Source organism: Paraglaciecola mesophila KMM 241, assembly GCF_000315015.1.
GTDB classification, from domain to species: Bacteria; Pseudomonadota; Gammaproteobacteria; order Enterobacterales; family Alteromonadaceae; genus Paraglaciecola; species Paraglaciecola mesophila.
Genome location: NZ_BAEP01000043.1, coordinates 1 through 18,201, shown reverse-complemented (window position 1 = coordinate 18,201; position 18,201 = coordinate 1). Strand labels below are relative to the sequence as shown.

The 18,201-nt window shown below is 45.2% G+C and carries 15 protein-coding genes; 5 read left to right on the top strand and 10 right to left on the bottom strand.

Annotated elements, in window-relative coordinates:
• Window positions 1-154: 154 nt before the first annotated feature.
• The 10 genes from GMES_RS09700 to GMES_RS09655 form a co-directional block, all read right to left on the bottom strand.
• A complete protein-coding gene (locus tag GMES_RS09700) occupies window positions 155-1,210 on the bottom strand; it encodes an NAD(P)-dependent alcohol dehydrogenase (RefSeq protein ID WP_006992487.1) in 1,056 nt (351 codons plus the stop codon).
• 136 nt (window positions 1,211-1,346) lie between these two features.
• Window positions 1,347-2,549, bottom strand: a complete 1,203-nt coding sequence (locus GMES_RS09695; RefSeq protein ID WP_006992486.1) for an alkene reductase — start codon at window positions 2,547-2,549, stop codon at window positions 1,347-1,349.
• A gap of 339 nt (window positions 2,550-2,888) precedes the next feature.
• Complete coding sequence (locus GMES_RS09690) at window positions 2,889-3,899, bottom strand: GGDEF domain-containing protein (protein ID WP_006992485.1); 1,011 nt, start codon at window positions 3,897-3,899, stop codon at window positions 2,889-2,891.
• A gap of 177 nt (window positions 3,900-4,076) precedes the next feature.
• Window positions 4,077-5,273, bottom strand: coding sequence for an MFS transporter (locus tag GMES_RS09685; protein ID WP_006992484.1), 1,197 nt, complete (start codon window positions 5,271-5,273; stop codon window positions 4,077-4,079).
• Window positions 5,274-5,300: 27 nt separating this feature from the next.
• The gene (locus tag GMES_RS09680) at window positions 5,301-5,480 is read right to left on the bottom strand and encodes a hypothetical protein (protein WP_006992483.1); all 180 of its coding nucleotides are present in this window, start codon (window positions 5,478-5,480) and stop codon (window positions 5,301-5,303) included.
• Between the two features lie 10 nt (window positions 5,481-5,490).
• Window positions 5,491-6,732, bottom strand: coding sequence for a 2-methylaconitate cis-trans isomerase PrpF (gene prpF, locus GMES_RS09675; protein ID WP_006992482.1), 1,242 nt, complete (start codon window positions 6,730-6,732; stop codon window positions 5,491-5,493).
• A gap of 9 nt (window positions 6,733-6,741) precedes the next feature.
• The gene (acnD, locus tag GMES_RS09670) at window positions 6,742-9,348 is read right to left on the bottom strand and encodes a Fe/S-dependent 2-methylisocitrate dehydratase AcnD (protein ID WP_006992481.1); all 2,607 of its coding nucleotides are present in this window, start codon (window positions 9,346-9,348) and stop codon (window positions 6,742-6,744) included.
• A gap of 133 nt (window positions 9,349-9,481) precedes the next feature.
• Window positions 9,482-10,606 carry a bifunctional 2-methylcitrate synthase/citrate synthase gene (gene prpC, locus GMES_RS09665; protein ID WP_006992479.1) on the bottom strand — a complete coding sequence of 375 codons (1,125 nt, stop codon included), beginning with the start codon at window positions 10,604-10,606 and terminating at the stop codon, window positions 9,482-9,484.
• A 112-nt stretch (window positions 10,607-10,718) separates the two neighbouring features.
• On the bottom strand, window positions 10,719-11,597 hold the full coding sequence (prpB, locus tag GMES_RS09660; protein ID WP_006992478.1) for a methylisocitrate lyase: 879 nt from the start codon (window positions 11,595-11,597) through the stop codon (window positions 10,719-10,721).
• A gap of 99 nt (window positions 11,598-11,696) precedes the next feature.
• On the bottom strand, window positions 11,697-12,365 hold the full coding sequence (locus tag GMES_RS09655; protein ID WP_006992477.1) for a GntR family transcriptional regulator: 669 nt from the start codon (window positions 12,363-12,365) through the stop codon (window positions 11,697-11,699).
• Between the two features lie 942 nt (window positions 12,366-13,307).
• On the opposite strand from GMES_RS09655, the gene GMES_RS09650 reads away from it, so the two are divergent.
• The 5 genes from GMES_RS09650 to GMES_RS09630 all read left to right on the top strand — a co-directional run bounded on the left by GMES_RS09650 (window position 13,308) and on the right by GMES_RS09630 (window position 17,929).
• The gene (locus tag GMES_RS09650) at window positions 13,308-14,570 is read left to right on the top strand and encodes a hypothetical protein (RefSeq protein ID WP_006992474.1); all 1,263 of its coding nucleotides are present in this window, start codon (window positions 13,308-13,310) and stop codon (window positions 14,568-14,570) included.
• Window positions 14,570-15,616 (top strand): hypothetical protein, encoded by a 1,047-nt coding sequence (locus GMES_RS09645; RefSeq protein WP_006992473.1) that lies wholly within the window; start codon window positions 14,570-14,572, stop codon window positions 15,614-15,616. Before GMES_RS09650 ends, GMES_RS09645 begins: the two co-directional genes overlap by 1 nt.
• A gap of 352 nt (window positions 15,617-15,968) precedes the next feature.
• Entirely contained in the window at window positions 15,969-16,304 is a 336-nt protein-coding gene (locus GMES_RS09640; RefSeq protein ID WP_264368272.1) for a type II toxin-antitoxin system RelE/ParE family toxin, read from the top strand.
• On the top strand, window positions 16,291-16,605 hold the full coding sequence (locus GMES_RS09635; protein WP_006992471.1) for a type II toxin-antitoxin system RelB family anti-toxin transcriptional regulator: 315 nt from the start codon (window positions 16,291-16,293) through the stop codon (window positions 16,603-16,605). Before GMES_RS09640 ends, GMES_RS09635 begins: the two co-directional genes overlap by 14 nt.
• Before the next feature lie 1,015 nt (window positions 16,606-17,620).
• On the top strand, window positions 17,621-17,929 hold the full coding sequence (locus tag GMES_RS09630) for a hypothetical protein (protein WP_039987111.1): 309 nt from the start codon (window positions 17,621-17,623) through the stop codon (window positions 17,927-17,929).
• Window positions 17,930-18,201 lie beyond the last annotated feature (272 nt).

Below are 18,201 nucleotides of genomic sequence, written 5' to 3'. Positions count from 1 at the left end.
AGCGATAACGCCAAGCCAAGCGACTCACTAGAAAGCCTTAATCACAAAGCTCTTAATAGGATGCCCTAAATAGAAAACCCAAGCACAATGCTTGGGTTTTCTGGGCAATGTTCATTTTAAAGACGCGCTACAGTATTCCAATTGGCCAGTGGCGTTAAAAACTCTGCATATCAATTACGAAGCGATAACGCACATCGTTACTTTTCATACGCTCAAACGCGTCATTAATATCCTGCATGTCAATTTTTTCGATTTCGGAGACCACATTGTGCTCACCGCAAAAATCGAGCATCTCTTGGGTTTCTTTAATTCCACCAATAAGTGAGCCTGCCAGCGCTTTACGCCCGCCAATCATCAATGCACCGTTAACCGCGTCAAGTGGCTCAATGGCACCGACGAAACACATAGTGCTGTTGTATTTGAGCAAAGATAGATACGGGTTCACGTCATGCCCTACGGGAATGGTGTTAAGCAAGAAATCAAACTTACCCCGCCATTTTTTCATGGCGTCTTTGTCTTTAGTGACTAATACATCATCCGCGCCGAGCTTTTTGGCGTCATCAGCCTTTTCTTTAGAGGTGGTGATCATCACCACATGCGCCCCCATGGCAGAAGCGAACTTAATGCCCATGTGGCCCAAGCCGCCTAAACCAATCACGCCCACTGTCATGCCTTCTTTAACACCGTGTTGGTGTAACGGCGAGTATGTGGTGATCCCTGCGCACAAAAGCGGCGCAGCAGCGGCTTTATCTAGGTTTTTAGGCACTTTGAGCACAAATTTATCACTCACCACAACCTGTTTAGAGTAACCACCTTGCGTGATGTCTTCTTCATCATCAGTAGGGTCTTTCAACTTGCTGTTATAGGTCATGGTCGCGCCGTTTAAGCAGTGCTGCTCAAGATGTTCTTCACAGGCTGCACATGTTTGACACGAGTCCACCATGCAACCCACACCCACCGTATCGCCTATTTTGAAGTCACTTACTTTGCTGCCCACTGCGCTCACTTCGCCAATGATTTCGTGACCAGGCACTAAAGGATAATTTGAGTTGCCCCAGTCGTTTTTAACCGCGTGCAAATCACTGTGACACACACCACAGAACTGAATATCGATTTGTACATCATGCTCCCCAGGCGCTCGGCGTTTAATTTCATGAGGTGCCATTTGGCCGTCTTCTGATTTTGCTGCATATGCTGAAATAGTGGTCATCGTTTCTCTCTCATTTAAAGCTAGTGCGAAGTGGACTACGGTTTTTCAATGTCCACTTCGGCGAGTATCTAAAAGTGAAAGGCGTGTTTACGTTAGGTAAACACGCCCTTTCAACGTCATATAGAAGTAGCGGCCGTTACATGGCTGATTGAATGAAATTAAGAGACGGGTAATCTACGTATCCTTCACTGCCGCCACCGTAGAATGTCTCTTCATTTGGCTCGTTGTACGGGCCATCGTTGGCGATGCGAGCCGGTAAATCTGGGTTAGCTAAAAATGAGCGCCCAAATGCCACTGCATCAGCGTCGTTGTTTTCAATCCACGTATTAGCCTCTTGCGGGCTAAATTCACCGTTGGCGATAAACACTCCGCTAAAGGCTGCACGCATATCCTTAAGCAACTGATTACCCTTTTCGATACCTGAGCCATCGCCTGTATGGTTGTTCGGGCGAACCACATGCAAATAAACAGCGCCTTTGCCTGACACCGCTTTAGCTGCGGCGACGTAAGTGCCTTCTGGGTCGTCATCATAACTGCCACCGGGGCCGCCCGTGGGTGACAGGCGCACACCTATGTTGTTGCGCGGTATTTCTTGCGCAATAACATCAATAACTTCCTCTAACAAACGCAATCTATTTTCCACGCTGCCACCATATTGATCGTCTCGTTTGTTAACCGATGAGCGTATAAACTGGTCGAGCAAATAACCGTTCGCTGCGTGCAATTCAACACCATCAAACCCAGCTTCTTTTGCGCATTTTGCCGCGTGACGATAATCACGTTTTAGATTGTCGATATCCTCAAGCGTCATCGCTTGGGCTTTCGGGTGCGGCACCGTTGGGCCGTTTGGCAGTAAATCACCGACAAAGGCTTCACCTTCAGGTTGAAATTCGCTTGATGAAAATGGGCGCGCATCATGTGGTTGGAACACTTGGTGCGAGATAGCCCCAACGTGCCATAGCTGGCAGAAAATACGACCACCGGCGTTGTGTACTGCATCTGTGACCACTTCCCAATGGCTCACTTGCTCATCAGTGAAAATGCCCGGCGTCCACGCATAACCTTGCCCCTGAGGGCTGATTTGTGTGGCTTCGGAGATGATCAGGCCCGCAGAAGCGCGTTGTGCGTAATACAAGGCATGCAAAGGCGTCTGTAAATTCTCCCCTGGGGTTGAGCGAGAACGTGTTAAGGGCGCCATAAACACACGATTATTAAGCTGAATATTCCCCATATTTAATGGCGCTAGTAAAGAAGGAAAGGCGCTTTTTTCGCTGTTTGTTTCGTTAATTGTTTCACTTGTTTCGGGCTGAGATGAGGGTGAATTATGAATATTTGGCAATGGTATTGTCCTCTTACTGAGTTACGGCTGCGCTTGACACTCCTAGCCTTTGTTTCAGCTCTGGCTCTAGCTAGAGTTTCCACTTTGATTTGGCTGTAACGTGCGCGCAACGTTAAAGTGATGTGATATAGACTAAGCAAGGGGTATTCCAATCGCTGAAAAATATCCGCGTTCTCGTGCTAATGGTAGAAGAGCTCTGTTGTGCAGACGTGTTTGGTGGTAACGGAATTATATTTTTAGAAGGTAAAAACTAAGGAGCTCAGCGTTAAAACAGTAATAATTGCAAAGCGAGTGGCAGTATTACTCAGTCGCTTTCTTGAGTGGGCCAATAAGCTTCCCTTACAGGATATCGAGATTATCAGCGTTAATAAAACGCGCTCGGCCCTTATCTTTTGCCGCATAAAGTGCCTTATCCGCTGTATCAATTAAATGTTTCTTCTGGGTTTCTTTATCGACTTGAGTGCTTATCAGGCCAATTGAACAGCTCACAAAATCTTGGCCCTGACCTTTGCCGTGTTTAATTTTTCTTCTTACCCACTCTCTAAGAACTTCAGCCGCCAGTGCCTCAGAAGCCTGTGCGTTAATGCCCAGTGATATGACAATAAACTCTTCACCGCCATAGCGCGCAACAGTGTCTGTCTCTCGATTAAACACTTGTCTTAATATTTCAGCTTGAGTTTGTATCACTTCATCACCGCGCAAATGCCCATGACCGTCGTTAAAATCTTTGAAATTATCAAGGTCAATCATAAAGACACTGATAGATGTGCCAATACGATTAGAAACCGATAGCATCAGATCAAATTGCTGCTCTAAAGCGCCGCGATTATATAGCCCAGTTAACTGATCTATTTGGTTTAAACGCACCAATTTTTCATTGAGTTGTTGAAAGCGCCCAAAGGCATTTTCGATTTGTTTTACGCCGATCAAACTGATTATTAAGCCAAGGGAGACAAAGCCAAGATTCACCATGCCAAAGCCTGCGTAAACAGGATACGAGAATATAATTAAGGCGAAGCCGAGTATGGTAAATAACACAAAAATGATTGAAAACTTAAAGGATAGCCGCATGATAAACATGCAAAAAAGCCCGTAGAGCAAGGTGCCTTCATAAGAAAATGAAAACTCAGCTATTTTCCAGCATTGTACGATTAACCAATAGTTGGCATAGCACACTAATAGCAAGCTTATGCACAGCACCACATCATGTATTTTTTGATAAAAAGGTAGAAAAGTCAGAGCGAAAAAGGTTGCCAATATCGGGAATTGCATACCCAAGCGAGAGGTGAGGTACACAGGTTTTACAGCTTCGGGAATAACGCTTAAATCAGCAATTATAAAACTCATCATCAATGCTGTGCCCAGCGCTATAATTAGCCTTATTTTTTGCACACTAAGGGATAAAGCGTTAGGCAGAGTGTAATTGGTGATTGTAGCAATCCTAACAAGCAAACAGATTTATAAACTTTATAGTGCCATTTACCTCAAAGCAACGAAAAGCATAAATCGCGTCAGCTCATGGCGTTACTATAGTGATGTCTGCTGTGAAATACCATGCAGACGCCTTAATCTATAACCAAGAGCTAATATAACCAATAACATTAACCACGAACCCAGCACAACACCAGCCCAATGAGCTCGTTGCCAGAACATGTTTAAATAAATACCGCCTGTACTTGCGCCAAGGTAATAAAAAGTCAGATACAAAGACGAGGCACTGGCTTTACCGCTTTTCGCGTTCAAGCTTACCCAGCTGCTAGCTGTGGAGTGGGTCAAAAAGAAACCAAATGCGTTGATCAGTAACCCTAGAATAATCGCATACATGGACGGCACTAAAGTCACGGCTGAGCCAAGCATGATAATCACTGTGCCAGCCATCATGCACACTGGTTGCGAATAACGCTTGCCCAATTTACCTGAAATAGCAGATGCGTAAGTGCCAGATAAATAGGTTAAAAAGAGCAGCCCAATAAACTGAGCCGATAAAGAATAAGGGCTGTCTTTAAGTACAAATGTGATGAAGCTATATTGGTTTACAAAAATAAAGAAGCTTAGTCCGCCTATCAAGTAACTTAGCAACAAACGTTTGTTTGCTAGGTGTGCTGCGAGCTGATGCAGCATGGATTTGGGGCGCAGAGGTTTAGGTAAAAAACCTTTTGAAGCAGGTAAAAGCCAAGCAAATGCTAGTGTCAGGCTTAAGCTGAGTAATGCCATTATTTCGAAGGTACCGATCAACCCGAAATTTTCCCCCAAAAAGCCCCCAAGTAAACGCCCACCAATACCACCAAGTGAATTACCACTGATATAGATTCCCACGGCTATCATCAAAGCGTCTGCGTTAAATTCATCACTCATGTAGGCCACCGCGATAGCGGGCAAACCCGCTAAAAATAAGCCTTGGGCGGCACGTAAAATCAGCAAACTTTGGTAATCACCAGCGAAGGCCAAACAAGTAGTGGTAAGCGTAATACCCATCATGGTGAGCAGCATAATCCCTTTACGCCCAATGGCATCAGAGAGCGGCCCGTAAAATAGCAGAGAGATACCCAGAGTAAAGGTGGAAATGGTAAAACTGACACTCGATTGCAGCGCGGACACCCCAAACTGCTCGGCTATCATAGGCAATAATGGCTGAGTCACATACAGGTTAGCAAACACCATAAACGAGCCTAAACACAGGGCCAGCGTAGCGCGCCAAAAGGCAGCAGTATGAGGGGCGATCATCCTTGCAGAATATCCTTTGTTACAAGCTCAACATAAGTTGAAAAGTAGAATTTCAATACGCTGTGTGCGTAACTGACACGAAAAAGCGACCTTAGCAAAGGCTAACGTCGCTTTCCAATCGCTTATCTGCATGACACCGATTAAATCAGCTTGGGCGATGCTGGCGATATTTTGCGCCAACACCAACGAGTGACTTAAGCAGTGCACGTTACACGCGTTAGAAGCTGTCTTTAGGGATACGCACCCAGCCTTCCATCAAGACACGCGCACTGCGACTCATAGACGCTTTTATCACTGACCATTGGCCATCCACTAATTCGGCAGCCGCGCCGACTTTTAGGGTGCCCGACGGGTGACCGAAACGCACGTCGCTGCGCTCGCCGCCACCAGCGGCCAAATTCACCAGTGTGCCCGGAATGGCTGCAGCTGTACCAATGGCCACGGCCGCAGTGCCCATCATGGCGTGATGCAGTTTGCCCATCGACATGGCCCGCACCAATACATCAATGTCATCAAGTTCAATAGCCTTGCCACTGGATGACACATAAGGCCTTGGCGGCGCTACAAACGCCACTTTCGGCGTATGCTGGCGTGACGCAGCTTCACTAACATCCTTGATTAATCCCATTTGCACAGCACCTTGAGCGCGAATGGTTTCAAACTTGGTCAGCGCAGCAGGGTCGCCGTTTATCACCTCTTGCAACTCAGTGCCTGTGTAACCAATGTCTTCCGCGTTTACAAAAATCGTTGGAATACCGGCATTGATTAACGTTGCTTTAAGGTTACTTACCCCAACAGCCGCCAGCTCAGGTGAGTTAAGTTCATCCACAATATTACCTGTGGGGAACATACCACTTGGGCCTTGGTCTTGACCTTGAGCAGCCGCATCGCCATCATCCGCTGGGTGCATAAATTCTATCAACACTTCGGCGGCGGGAAACGTCACACCGTCTAACTCAAAATCACCGGTTTCTTGTACTTCGCCATCGGTGATGGGCACATGGGCAATGATGGTCTTCTGGATGTTTTGCTGCCAAATGCGCACCTCGGCAATGCCGTTTTGCGGAATACGGCTGGCTTTCACCAAACCATTGCTGATAGCAAACGAGCCCACTGCAGCCGTTAAGTTACCGCAGTTACCGCTCCAATCAACAAAGGCTTTATCGATAGCCACTTGGCCGAACAGATAATTTACATCGTGTTCGGCTTGGTCGCTTTTCGACAGAATCACCGTTTTGCTGGTGCTCGATGTCGCCCCGCCCATACCATCGGTTTGTTTACCGTAAGGATCAGGGCTACCAATGACGCGCAGCAAGAGGTTGTCCCTTGCAGAGCCAGGCTTTTGTGCCGACTCAGGCAGGTCATTCAAGGCGAAAAACACCCCTTTACTGGTGCCCCCGCGCATGTAAGTCGCGGGGATTTTGATTTGTGGCTGATGTGTTTTAGCTTTAGTAGCCATACCTACTCCTTACCCTACCGTCGCTTCAAGAAAGTCTTGCGCGAAGCGTTGTAGCACACCGCCTGCTTCATAGATTGACGATTCCTCTTGGGTGTCAATACGACACTTCACCGGCACACTCACCTGCTCACCGTTTTTGCGGGTAATGTTTAGGGTCATTTGTGCACCCGGCTTACGCTCACCTAAAGCATCATAGGTTTCACTGCCATCTATCTTGTACGTGTGACGGTTATCACCTGGCATAAACTCCAGTGGTAATACACCCATACCAATCAAGTTAGTACGGTGAATACGCTCAAAACCTTCTGCCACAATCACTTCAACACCCGCTAAGCGGACGCCTTTGGCTGCCCAGTCACGCGATGAGCCCTGACCATAATCCGCACCCGCCACAATAATCAGTGGCTGCTTGCGCTGCATGTAGGTTTCAATCGCTTCCCACATACGCATTTCAGTGCCTTGTGGCTCTAAACGCGTTAGCGAGCCTTGTTTGACCTTACTTTTCCCGTCAGCACCTACCTCATGCACCATTTCATTGAACAGTTTAGGGTTAGCAAATGTTGCGCGCTGAGCGGTTAAATGGTCGCCCCTGTGGGTCGCATAAGAGTTAAAGTCTTCCTCGGGTAACCCCATTTTGTGCAAATAGGCACCTGCCGCGCTGTTGAGCTGAATCGCATTAGAAGGCGATAAGTGATCCGTAGTGATATTGTCACCCAATACTGCCAATGGGCGTAAGCCCTTCATGGAACGCTCGCCGGCTAAGGCCCCTTCCCAATAAGGAGGGCGACGAATATAAGTACTTTGTGGGCGCCAGTCGTATTGAGGGTTAATGTGCGTGCCGTATTCCACTTTTAAATCAAACATGGGCTCGTACACTTTACGGAACTGCTCAGGTTTAACACTGGCTTTGACTACCGCATCAATCTCTTCGTCGGTTGGCCAAATATCTTTTAGTGTTACTGGATTACCGTTTTTATCATGGCCTAAAATATCCCGTTCAATATCAAAACGAATTGTACCGGCAATAGCGTATGCCACGACTAAAGGCGGTGACGCCAAAAATGCTTGCTGCGCATAAGGGTGAATACGCCCATCAAAGTTACGATTACCCGACAACACAGCCGTTGTGTATAGGTCGCGATCGGTAATTTCTTTTTGGATCACTGGGTCAAGGGCGCCGCTCATGCCGTTACAAGATGTACACGCAAATGCCACCACCCCAAAACCGAGTTGTTCTAGCTCAGGCAATAATTTGGCGTCTTCTAAATACAGTTGCACCGCTTTTGAACCCGGCGCCAATGAGCTTTTCACCCAAGGCTTGCGCGTTAAGCCGAGTTTGTTGGCATTGCGAGCAATTAAGCCAGCGGCCACCATGTTGCGCGGGTTACTGGTATTAGTACAACTGGTGATAGCCGCGATGATCACCGCGCCATCAGGCATTTTGCCTTCTTCGTTTTCTACCACGCCGCTGATACCGCGTTGGGCCAATTCAGAGGTGGGTACACGGCTATGGGGATTTGACGGCCCAGCAATATTGCGCCCGATAGTCGATAAATCAAATGTAAGTACACGCTCATACTCAGCGGTTTCAAGGCTATCTGCCCATAAACCAGTGTGTTTTGCGTAGGTTTCAACCAGTTTCACTTGCTCGTCGTCACGCCCGGTTAGGGTCAAATAATCAATGGTTTGACGGTCAATATAGAACATGGCCGCGGTCGCACCGTACTCTGGAGTCATGTTTGAAATGGTGGCTCTGTCACCCAACGTCAGGTGCTTAGTGCCTTCGCCGTAAAACTCTAAATACGACGACACTACTTTTTCTTTGCGCAAAAATTCGGTCAATGCCAACACCACATCAGTGGCGGTGATACCTGCTTGTGGGCGCCCAGTTAGCTCAACGCCGATAATATCCGGCAGGCGCATATACGATGCGCGCCCTAACATAACGCTTTCTGCTTCAAGGCCACCCACACCAATCGACATCACCCCAAGGGCATCGACCATAGGCGTGTGGCTGTCAGTGCCCACTAACGTGTCCGGAAAGGCAACGCCGTTAAGCTTTTGCACCACAGGGGACATACGCTCAAGGTTAATTTGATGCAAAATGCCGTTACCCGATGGAATAACATCGACGTTTTTAAACGAGGTTTTGGTCCATTGAATAAAATGAAAGCGGTCTTCATTACGTCTGTCTTCTACCGCGCGATTTTTCTCAAACGCGTCTTTATCAAAACCACCGTACTCAACAGCCAATGAGTGATCCACCACCAACTGCGTGGGCACCACTGGGTTCACTTTTGACGGGTCACCGCCTTTTTCAGCGATAGCATCTCGTAAGCCGGCTAAATCAACCAATGCCGTTTGCCCGAGAATATCGTGGCACACCACGCGTGCAGGAAACCAGGGAAAGTCCAAGTCACGCTTGCGATCAATTAATTGCTTCAACGAATCGGTTAACTGCTCAGGAGCACAGCGTCTGACCAAGTTTTCAGCGAGCACCCGTGAGGTATAAGGTAGTTTGGCATAAGCACCTGGGGTAATAGCATCAACAGCTGCTTGGGTGTCGAAATAATCCAGCTTGGTGCCTGGAAGAGGTTTACGGTAATCGGTATTCATAGCGGTCCTTAAATACGAGAGTAACAACGCGCCAGTCATAACCTGTTTGATAATGAGAAATGCAGATACTGGCGAATAAATATAAGCAATAAAGCAGAAGCGAATGCATAAACATTCGCCCCGCCCTTACAGCTTAGCGCTGACTAATAGGTGACACTTTACGCGGCTCTGGCCCAACGTAATCCGCACTTGGGCGAATAATACGGTTGTTGCTGCGCTGCTCCATCACGTGCGCGGCCCAGCCTGTTAGACGTGAACAGACGAAGATAGGCGTGAACAATTTGGTCGGAATACCCATAAAGTGATACGCAGACGCGTGGAAGAAATCAGCATTACAGAACAGTTTTTTGCTGTCCCACATGAATTCTTCACAGGCCACTGAAATGTCGTACAAAGACGTATCGCCATTTTCCTGCGCCAGTTTTTCTGACCACCGTTTGATGATCACGTTACGCGGGTCAGACTCGCGGTAAATCGCATGGCCAAAGCCCATGATTTTTTCTTTGCGCTCAAGCATGCCAGCCATTTGTACTTTGGCATCCGCAGGTGAGCTGAATTTTTGGATCATGTCCATGGCGGCTTCGTTCGCACCGCCATGCAATGGCCCGCGCAATGAACCAATCGCACCTGTCACGCAAGAGAACATATCAGACAGCGTCGACGCACATACACGCGCAGTAAAGGTAGAAGCGTTAAATTCATGCTCTGCGTACAAAATAAGCGATACATCCATTACCTTGCGATGTTGCTCAGACGGTGTTTTACCATGTAAAAGAGCCAAGAAATGCCCGCCTAACGAGTCTTCATCAGTGGTGCAATCAATCTCAACACCATCATGGGTAAAGCGATACCAGTAACACATGATTGCAGGGAAAGCCGCCAACAGACGATTCGCCGCTTTATGCTGCTGTGAAAAATCAGTTTCTGGCTCAATGTTACCTAGAAATGAACAACCGGTGCGCATCACATCCATTGGGTGCGCGTCTTTTGGAATAAGTTTTAGCACCTCTTTTAGTGCTTGGGGTAAATCACGTTGCGTCAGCAGTGATGCTTTATATTCGTCGAGTTGCGCTTGATTAGGCAGTTCACCATTAAACAGTAAGTAAGCCACTTCTTCGAAGGTGGCGTTATCTGCTAAATCTGATACATCATAACCTGCGTAGGTTAAACCAGAACCTGACTTACCCACTGTACACAACGCCGTTTCGCCTGCGCTTTGACCACGTAAACCAGCACCACTTAATTTTTTATCAACCATGAATTGCTCCTAAATAAGTATTCGTTAACGTTTTTTGACGTACTCGTTAAAACGTTAATCACGTTAATTTTTGCGCCGTGAAACCTTGGTTTACGCGGCGCTATTTATGCGTTTACTTGTTTTTGCCTTGGGCAAAAAGACTGTCTAGCTTTTGTTCGTAGTCGTGATAATTCAGGTAATCATAAAGCTCCATGCGAGTTTGCATGGTATCGACCACAGAGGTTTGATCACCTTGCTCTAAAATCGCGTTGTATACGTTTTCTGCCGCTTTGTTCATGGCACGAAATGCGCTTAATGGGTAAAGCACCATCGCTGCGCCCCACTCGCCTAGCACTTTTTTGTTCCATAATTCGGTTTGGCCGAACTCAGTAATATTGGCCAAAATCGGCACATCTAACGCCTCGGCAAAGGCACGGTAATGCTCTTCTGTTTTAATCGCTTCTGCGAAAATACCGTCAGCACCGGCAGCAACATACGATTTGGCCCGAGCAATCGCGGCGTCTAAGCCTTCTTGCGCAAACGAATCGGTGCGCGCCATGATGAAAAAGTCTGGGTCGGTACGCGCATCAACCGCGGCTTTGATCCGGTCAACCATTTCCTCTAGCGGCACAATCTCCTTGTTCGGGCGATGGCCACAGCGCTTCTGCGCCACTTGGTCTTCCATATGTACCGCTGCAGCACCGGCCTTTTCCATATCGCGAATGGTTTTAGCAATGTTAAACGCACCGCCCCACCCTGTGTCGATATCCACTAACAGCGGTAAGTCACAGGCCGAGGTAATACGCTGCACGTCAACAATCACGTCGTTTAATGACGTCATGCCTAAATCAGGTAACCCGTAAGAAGCATTCGCCACGCCGCCACCGGATAAGTAAATGGCTTTATGGCCAATTTTCTTGGCCATCATGGCGGAATACGCGTTGATCGCCCCAACGATTTGCAGCGGCTTATTATCGACTAAGGCTTGGCGGAATTTTTGACCTGGGCTCATATGACTTGCTCCTTAGAGTAGTTATTTTGTGATGAGGTGAACATTCACCCCAGTGCAACAATGAAAGGGTTATTTGATGACAACGAAATGACGCCAAAGCTACATCTGCTCTGGCGCTAATTTGCGCTGAATATTATTTTTCGAATATAAAATATGGCGGCGCATTAGCATCTCGGCCAACTCACCGTCTCGATTCGAGATCGCTTGTACAATATGTTTATGCTCATCAAACGCAGTGCTTACGCGGGGGCCAGACATGCCCAACTGCACGCGATACATGCGCACCAAGTGGTAAATACCGTTTACCAGCATGGCGATAAGATGGTTGTTTTTACTGCCTAAAATAATCCGGTAGTGAAAGTCCACATCCCCTGCTTCTTGATAATAAGAGCCATGATTTTTTACATCTTGGGAGTGCACATTAAGTAAGGCATTTAAGTCTGCGATTTCGTCATCGCTCATGTTTTGTGCCGCTAAACGCGCGGCCATGCCTTCAAGGGATTCGCGCACCTGATATAAGTCCACCAGCCCTTCAGGAGACAAAGACACCACGCGCGCACCCACATTGGCTTTGCGCTCAACAATATGACACGCCTCTAAGCGGTTTATCGCTTCACGGATAACGGCGCGACTCACGCCGTACTTTGTCGACAATTCCGTTTCACTAAGCTTTGAACCGGCCAGCACCACACCTTCAACGATGTCTTTACGCAACTGAAAAAAGGTTTTATCAGCAGCAGTGATAGCTTGTTCGGTTAGATTTTGCATGGAGGTAGCTTAGTTCCCGACCAATTTAAGGTGTTTTTTTAGCGAGTGTGAGTAAGATTTACGCTGAACTGAAAATCACTCAACAACCTAATGTTGTCGACAATATAGCAAAGTTATTTGGTTTTTCAAGAGGGAATAGCGGGTATTGTCGACAATTCCATCTTTTTTCAACCTTGCGGTTGTTTATGCGCGTTGCTTACTTTATGGCCTGCGGCCACTATGCGCTGCGCTTATCTTATGAGCTACGCTCACGGAGCACAGCTTCGCTGCCTATGAGCTGTGCTCACTTATGCGCGTTGCTTACTTTATGGCCTGCGGCCACTTATGGTCTTTGACCACTTATGCACTGCGCGCACTGAGCACAGCTTCGCTGCCTATGAGCTGTGCTCACTTATGCGCTGCGCTTATGGCATCCATGCCTATTTTCAAACCGCGTCCCGCGGCTCGAGTAACTCTTTCTTCAACAGCTAAGAAAGAGTCACCAGAAAGAAGCCGGCTCCAACAAACTTTCTATTCCGTTAAAAGTAGCGCCTTTATTGTCAGACCGACGTGAGGAAACATCCCTGTAAAGCAACACGCCTTGTCCAGACGTCCCTGTCTGGCCATCTGACAAGTCGCCACTTTGATCGGGAAAATTTGAGTCGCGAGAAAAGCAAAAGCAGCGACTTCGTCGCCAAAAAAGTTGAGTCGAGAAACGGGTGCTTCGTAGTTAGATTTACTGCATATTCGTCAACTATTCCGGTAAACAGCAAGATCTTGGAAGTTTTCCGTGTTTCTACAAATCGTGTTTAAGAAATGGAAAAAAATTAACCTGTACAACAAGTTAGGGTGTATGCTAAAAACGACACGTAGGGAAAGGCGGAAAAGTTCCGTGATTAAACGCGGAACTTTTTCCAGCTATTAATTTTGTTATGAAGAACAATCAACATTGGATGTATCTAAATGGATAAAAAAGTACAGGGTTCTTGGTTAATTCACCACACAAATAAACTACAGAATGTTACCAATCAAGGTGACTACCAAAACACTTTTGTTGCAGGTAAGGCTGGTATTTTATTGTCTGCCATTTCAGAAACTAATCAAAGTGTCATAACAAACGAAAAACTCAATGTGTTAGCTAACGCTTCCAACATAAATACCGCTTTTGAGCTACCTAAGTTGCTGGAGGTACTTAAAGAACAAGAACTAATAGATGTATCTTCATCAGGGGTTGGTGTACTTGGTGTAACCACATCATCAGCTCTACAACATACAACAAATATTTTTGAAACCCTTGACCCTAAAAATATTGAAGTATCTGCTATTGAACTAGCGGAAATAGCATCGAATAAACCTGTTAGTAGTACAGAGCTTTCAGAAAAGATTTCTGATGAATATCAATTAGCTAAAAATGAAGTTAAACAATTATTTCATGATTCAGAGAATATTGGATTTGTTGATGCTGAGCCGATTAGTAAAAATGAAAAGTTATTATTTAACGGAAACTTGTTCAGACGAAATTCTGCTGTTAAAACAAAAGCTGTGTTAGATTCACTTAAAGTAGAAGAGCAAGCTTCCCTTACAGAATTAACTCAACTCTTAAAGCAAAATGCATGTGTATCATATACTGATGCACTAAGAATACTAGGCGAGCCATTGTTTAAAAAGGTTAACTCTATTGGCTTTTTTGATATTAACGTAGTTAGTAACAATCAAGAGGAGGTTGGTTATTTAACATTGCCTTCAGCTTTCTCTAAGTTCAGTAATTCTATGGTTGATGATGCATTTGATTTAGCTAAAGCATTTGTTGCTTCATTAACTTACGGAATGACAAAAAGTGCCTATGCACGAGGTCAAATCAGTATGATCGACCGCTTACTTGGAGCGTTAATCGACGGTAGAGAAGTTGGGCCTGTTAGTGCAATTGGGCAAGATTATAAGGTTCTGGAATTAAAAGGGGTTGTTGCGATACGTCATGGTACTAAGAATGGGCGCAGTGGTCCGCTGATGAGACTTTTAAAAAAGGAAGTTGGAGAGTTAGCACTTCAAGCCATTAGGCAAGGAGATGTTAGTGAACAGTCAATTCAGTCATTACCAGGTGCAGCAATAACAAAATTTAGAGGGCCTGAAGCGAATCGCGAGATAATTAGGCGAGAACAAATACAGAAGAGTCCATTTGAGACTAATGATATGATTAGTTCTTTAAGAACAGGAGGTGGTTTCTAATGGTAAGGAAAATACCAAAAGGCTTTGAAATGGAGGAGCAATTAAGAAATTACTTCATGCAGTCAGGTTATTTTGTTGTTCGTGGAGTTCCATTTGTATATGAAGGTTTTGATGTTACTGACATTGACCTTTGGTTATATAGTCGTGAATCATCGCTAACGAGAAATATAACAATAGTTGATGTTAAAAATAAAAAAACGCCTCAGGCTATCGAGCGAATTTTTTGGGCTAAAGGACTGGCTAAAGCTGTTAGTGCAAACAATGTGATTGTTGCAACAACAGATAAAAGAAAAGAGGTTAAGGATTTTGGTTTAGATTTAGACGTATTAGTATTGGATGGAGTGTTCCTATCTAAACTGTCTAAATCTGAAGGGTTCTTAAAAAACCGTTTTTCTGATGAGGAATTTGAAGAAGAAATTGAAAAATACAGTTTAGGCAAGCTTGATGGTGATTGGAAAGGACAGATATTAAAATGTAAAAGTTTACTTGCCAATGAAATTAGTTTTGATTCATGTAATCAATGGCTTGAAGTTTCAAGATTTTTTGCAGAACAAATTTTAACTAAGCCAAGTCAGTTAGACGTAGCACTTCGATGCTTTTATTATTCGTTATCACTATTCTCGATAGGGGTTGATTATATCCTCAAAGAGCTCTCTTTCCTCGAGCACGATGAAAGAGTTGGTAAACTAGTTGAAGGTTTTACTTACGGCTCAAAAGGTCAGGAAGGCGTAACTAAAATGCTTTCATTGTCTTTATCACTGGTTGAGCAGTTTGCTGCTGAAGGTAGATCTATATCGTCACAAGTTCGTTCAAAGGTAATGGCAGATTTTGATTCCTTGCCAACAAATATCATTGGAGAATATTTTGCTAAAGCTGACGTGGGGAAAACAATTTTTTCTACTGCTAAGGAGCTTGAGTTTTTGGCAATGAGCCGAGACTTTAGAAATCACTCTGAATCATCTCTCGAACTTAGAGCAACAATAGGTTGTTTGCTAGATTGTTGGGAAATTAATAGAAAAGAATTCAGCTTTAGTATAAATGCTTGAAGAATTAACAAGACACCCAAGTTAATTCTTAACTAGATACGAAGATAGATACGAAGACACCCATGATAATTCATTTTAAATCGACGCTCGACGACCCTGCTTTTTTAGGGGTGAAGATACGAAGACACCCATGTTAAAAATGTTCGTAATTAAATTATCTGAGAATCAATCACTAGTGGTTTTCAAAAGAAGGGTATGACAAGTCGCCAATTTGAGCGGGAAAGTTTGAGTCGCGAGAAGATACGAAGACACCCATGTTAAAAATGTTCGTTGTTAGATTGTCGGTGAATGAAGCTGTTATAACTCATTTATATCCCTCCTTGCCTACTATACGCGAATTGCGTACACTTTAATGATGAAGTGTATATTTGTAGAATCAAAAATATTTGAGAAATATCGAGATGACTATCTCAGTGATGAAGAGTTTAGGCTGTTTCAGGCTGAACTAATGTCAGACCCTAAGCAGGGGGATGTCATTCAAGGTACAGGTGGTTTGCGCAAGCTTCGAGTTGCAAGTAAGGGTAAAGGTAAGCGTGGTGGTTCACGTGTCATTTATTACTTTTTTGATCAAAAACGACGCTTCTATTTGCTCACTATTTATGGGAAGAGTGAAATGTCAGATTTCACCGCAGATCAAAAGAACAAATTAAAGACTTTTATGGAGGTATGGCGCAATGAGCAATCGTGATTTATTTACAGAATTAAGCTCGGCTCTTGTTGAAGCAAAAGAACATTCAGAGGGGAAGCTTACTCTTAAAACACATCAAGTTAAGGATCTAAATGAACTTGATATTTCACCTAGTGAAATTGTACATATTCGAGAAAAATTGAATATGTCTCGCGGTGTGTTTGCAAGTTTGCTTCATACATCTTCTCGTACTTTAGAGAACTGGGAGCAAGGACGCAGTGCTCCTAATGGGCAAGCAATTACTCTTTTGAAATTAGTACAACGTCATCCGGAAACTCTCGCGCGCATAGCAGAGCTATAATCGGGTAGCCAGAGGTCTCTAACCTCCTGCCCCCACAACGGCCTGCACCAAATGGCTTTGACCACTATGCGCTGTGCTTATGGCATCCATGCCTATTTTCAAACCGCGTCCCGCGGCTCGAGTAACTCTTTCTTCAACAGCTGAATTAACGAGACACCCATGATAATTTATTTCGAATCGACACTCGACAACACTGTTTTCTTAGCGGCGTAGCCGTTACTTTTGGCGACTTTGTCGCTGTTTTTTCTACCGACTCAAGTCACCCCGAGCATCGAAGGCTAACGCTGGTGAGATTGCCGGGAGCAATCTGAGTGAAAGCCGCGTCGGGAACGCGTTTTCACGACCAGTGTTAGACGAGACGCGCAGGGATAAGTGACTTGCTGGAGGCGGCTTCTTTACTTCGGGCTGTCCATGCCCTGCGTGCTACGCACCGTCCTTTGGATGTCCAAAGTCGTTCCCTACAACTTTGTCTGGTTACTCTTTCTTAGCTGTAGAAGAAAGAGTATCTGGTGCGGCAGGGATGACGTATCAAATCCGCAATGGATTGCGGTAAGCGCAGCGAATGCTCTGGGTGCGCAGCACCTGCCTAGTAAAAATATTCGCTGCTAGGTATAAATCTGCCGGTATCTACAGCAACATCGTAAGAAGTGATTTCGCATACATCCCATGACTTTGTTATCTCCGTTTTGCCACACTGCCCTGTACTCAAACTGGTTACTCGCTCTTAGTTATCTCATGTAGACATAGCTAATTTTTGCCTTATCAGTACCTAAATTTAACCACTTTCTAGTCAGGATTTATGCAATGTACATCAGTAAATTATGTTCTCTTAGGCTTGTTTTTACTGGTTATTTGTATGCAGATGACAACTCATAGTATTTGCCATACCCCTCTATGATATAAAAGATCAGCGCCCCGACGTCCCTTCTTCTCTAACGTAATTGTCTATACTCATTCTTACATAGCTCAGCAAAGCACTTGGGCATATTAGCTTTACGACTATTAGGGGAAATTTATGAAAATACTGAATATAGCGTTACTAACAATACTATCTTTAGCAACCTTAAACGGATGTACTAGTACGGCAGTTTCACTACCCTACTTAATTCATTCAGACGAAGTGGTTATTACGGCTAGTGATAGAACGTCTGCCGTGGAAATCGCTAAGATATTGCAACTGACGACCCTAGAGCCCGTGCAGCATGATGAGCTTGATTGCAAAAAAGGCCCTAGTCACATTGCCATTAAAAAGAAAGGATCGTTACAAGGTGCCTTTGACGACCTGGTGGATGAAGGCTGGGACTGTGTGCTCATATTAGATTAGTAGATAAACTGAATACTGGATAAGCCGAGCCTCTCGATAACGCTCTTTTTGTGTCTAGCAGCGTTGGATTGTCTAGCAATCACACATTATTACGTACGCCAATCCGCCTTGATGAATATTCGTTAAGCTGGCGACTGTCCATTTTCTCAAAAAGGATAAGGAAAAATAATGGCTGAGGTATAGTTGGCATGGGGTTTAATAATAGAGGTATAAGCACTAAGGCACTGTGTCAAATTACTTCTTATGACCCAGTGCCTTAGCCCCTCAAGACC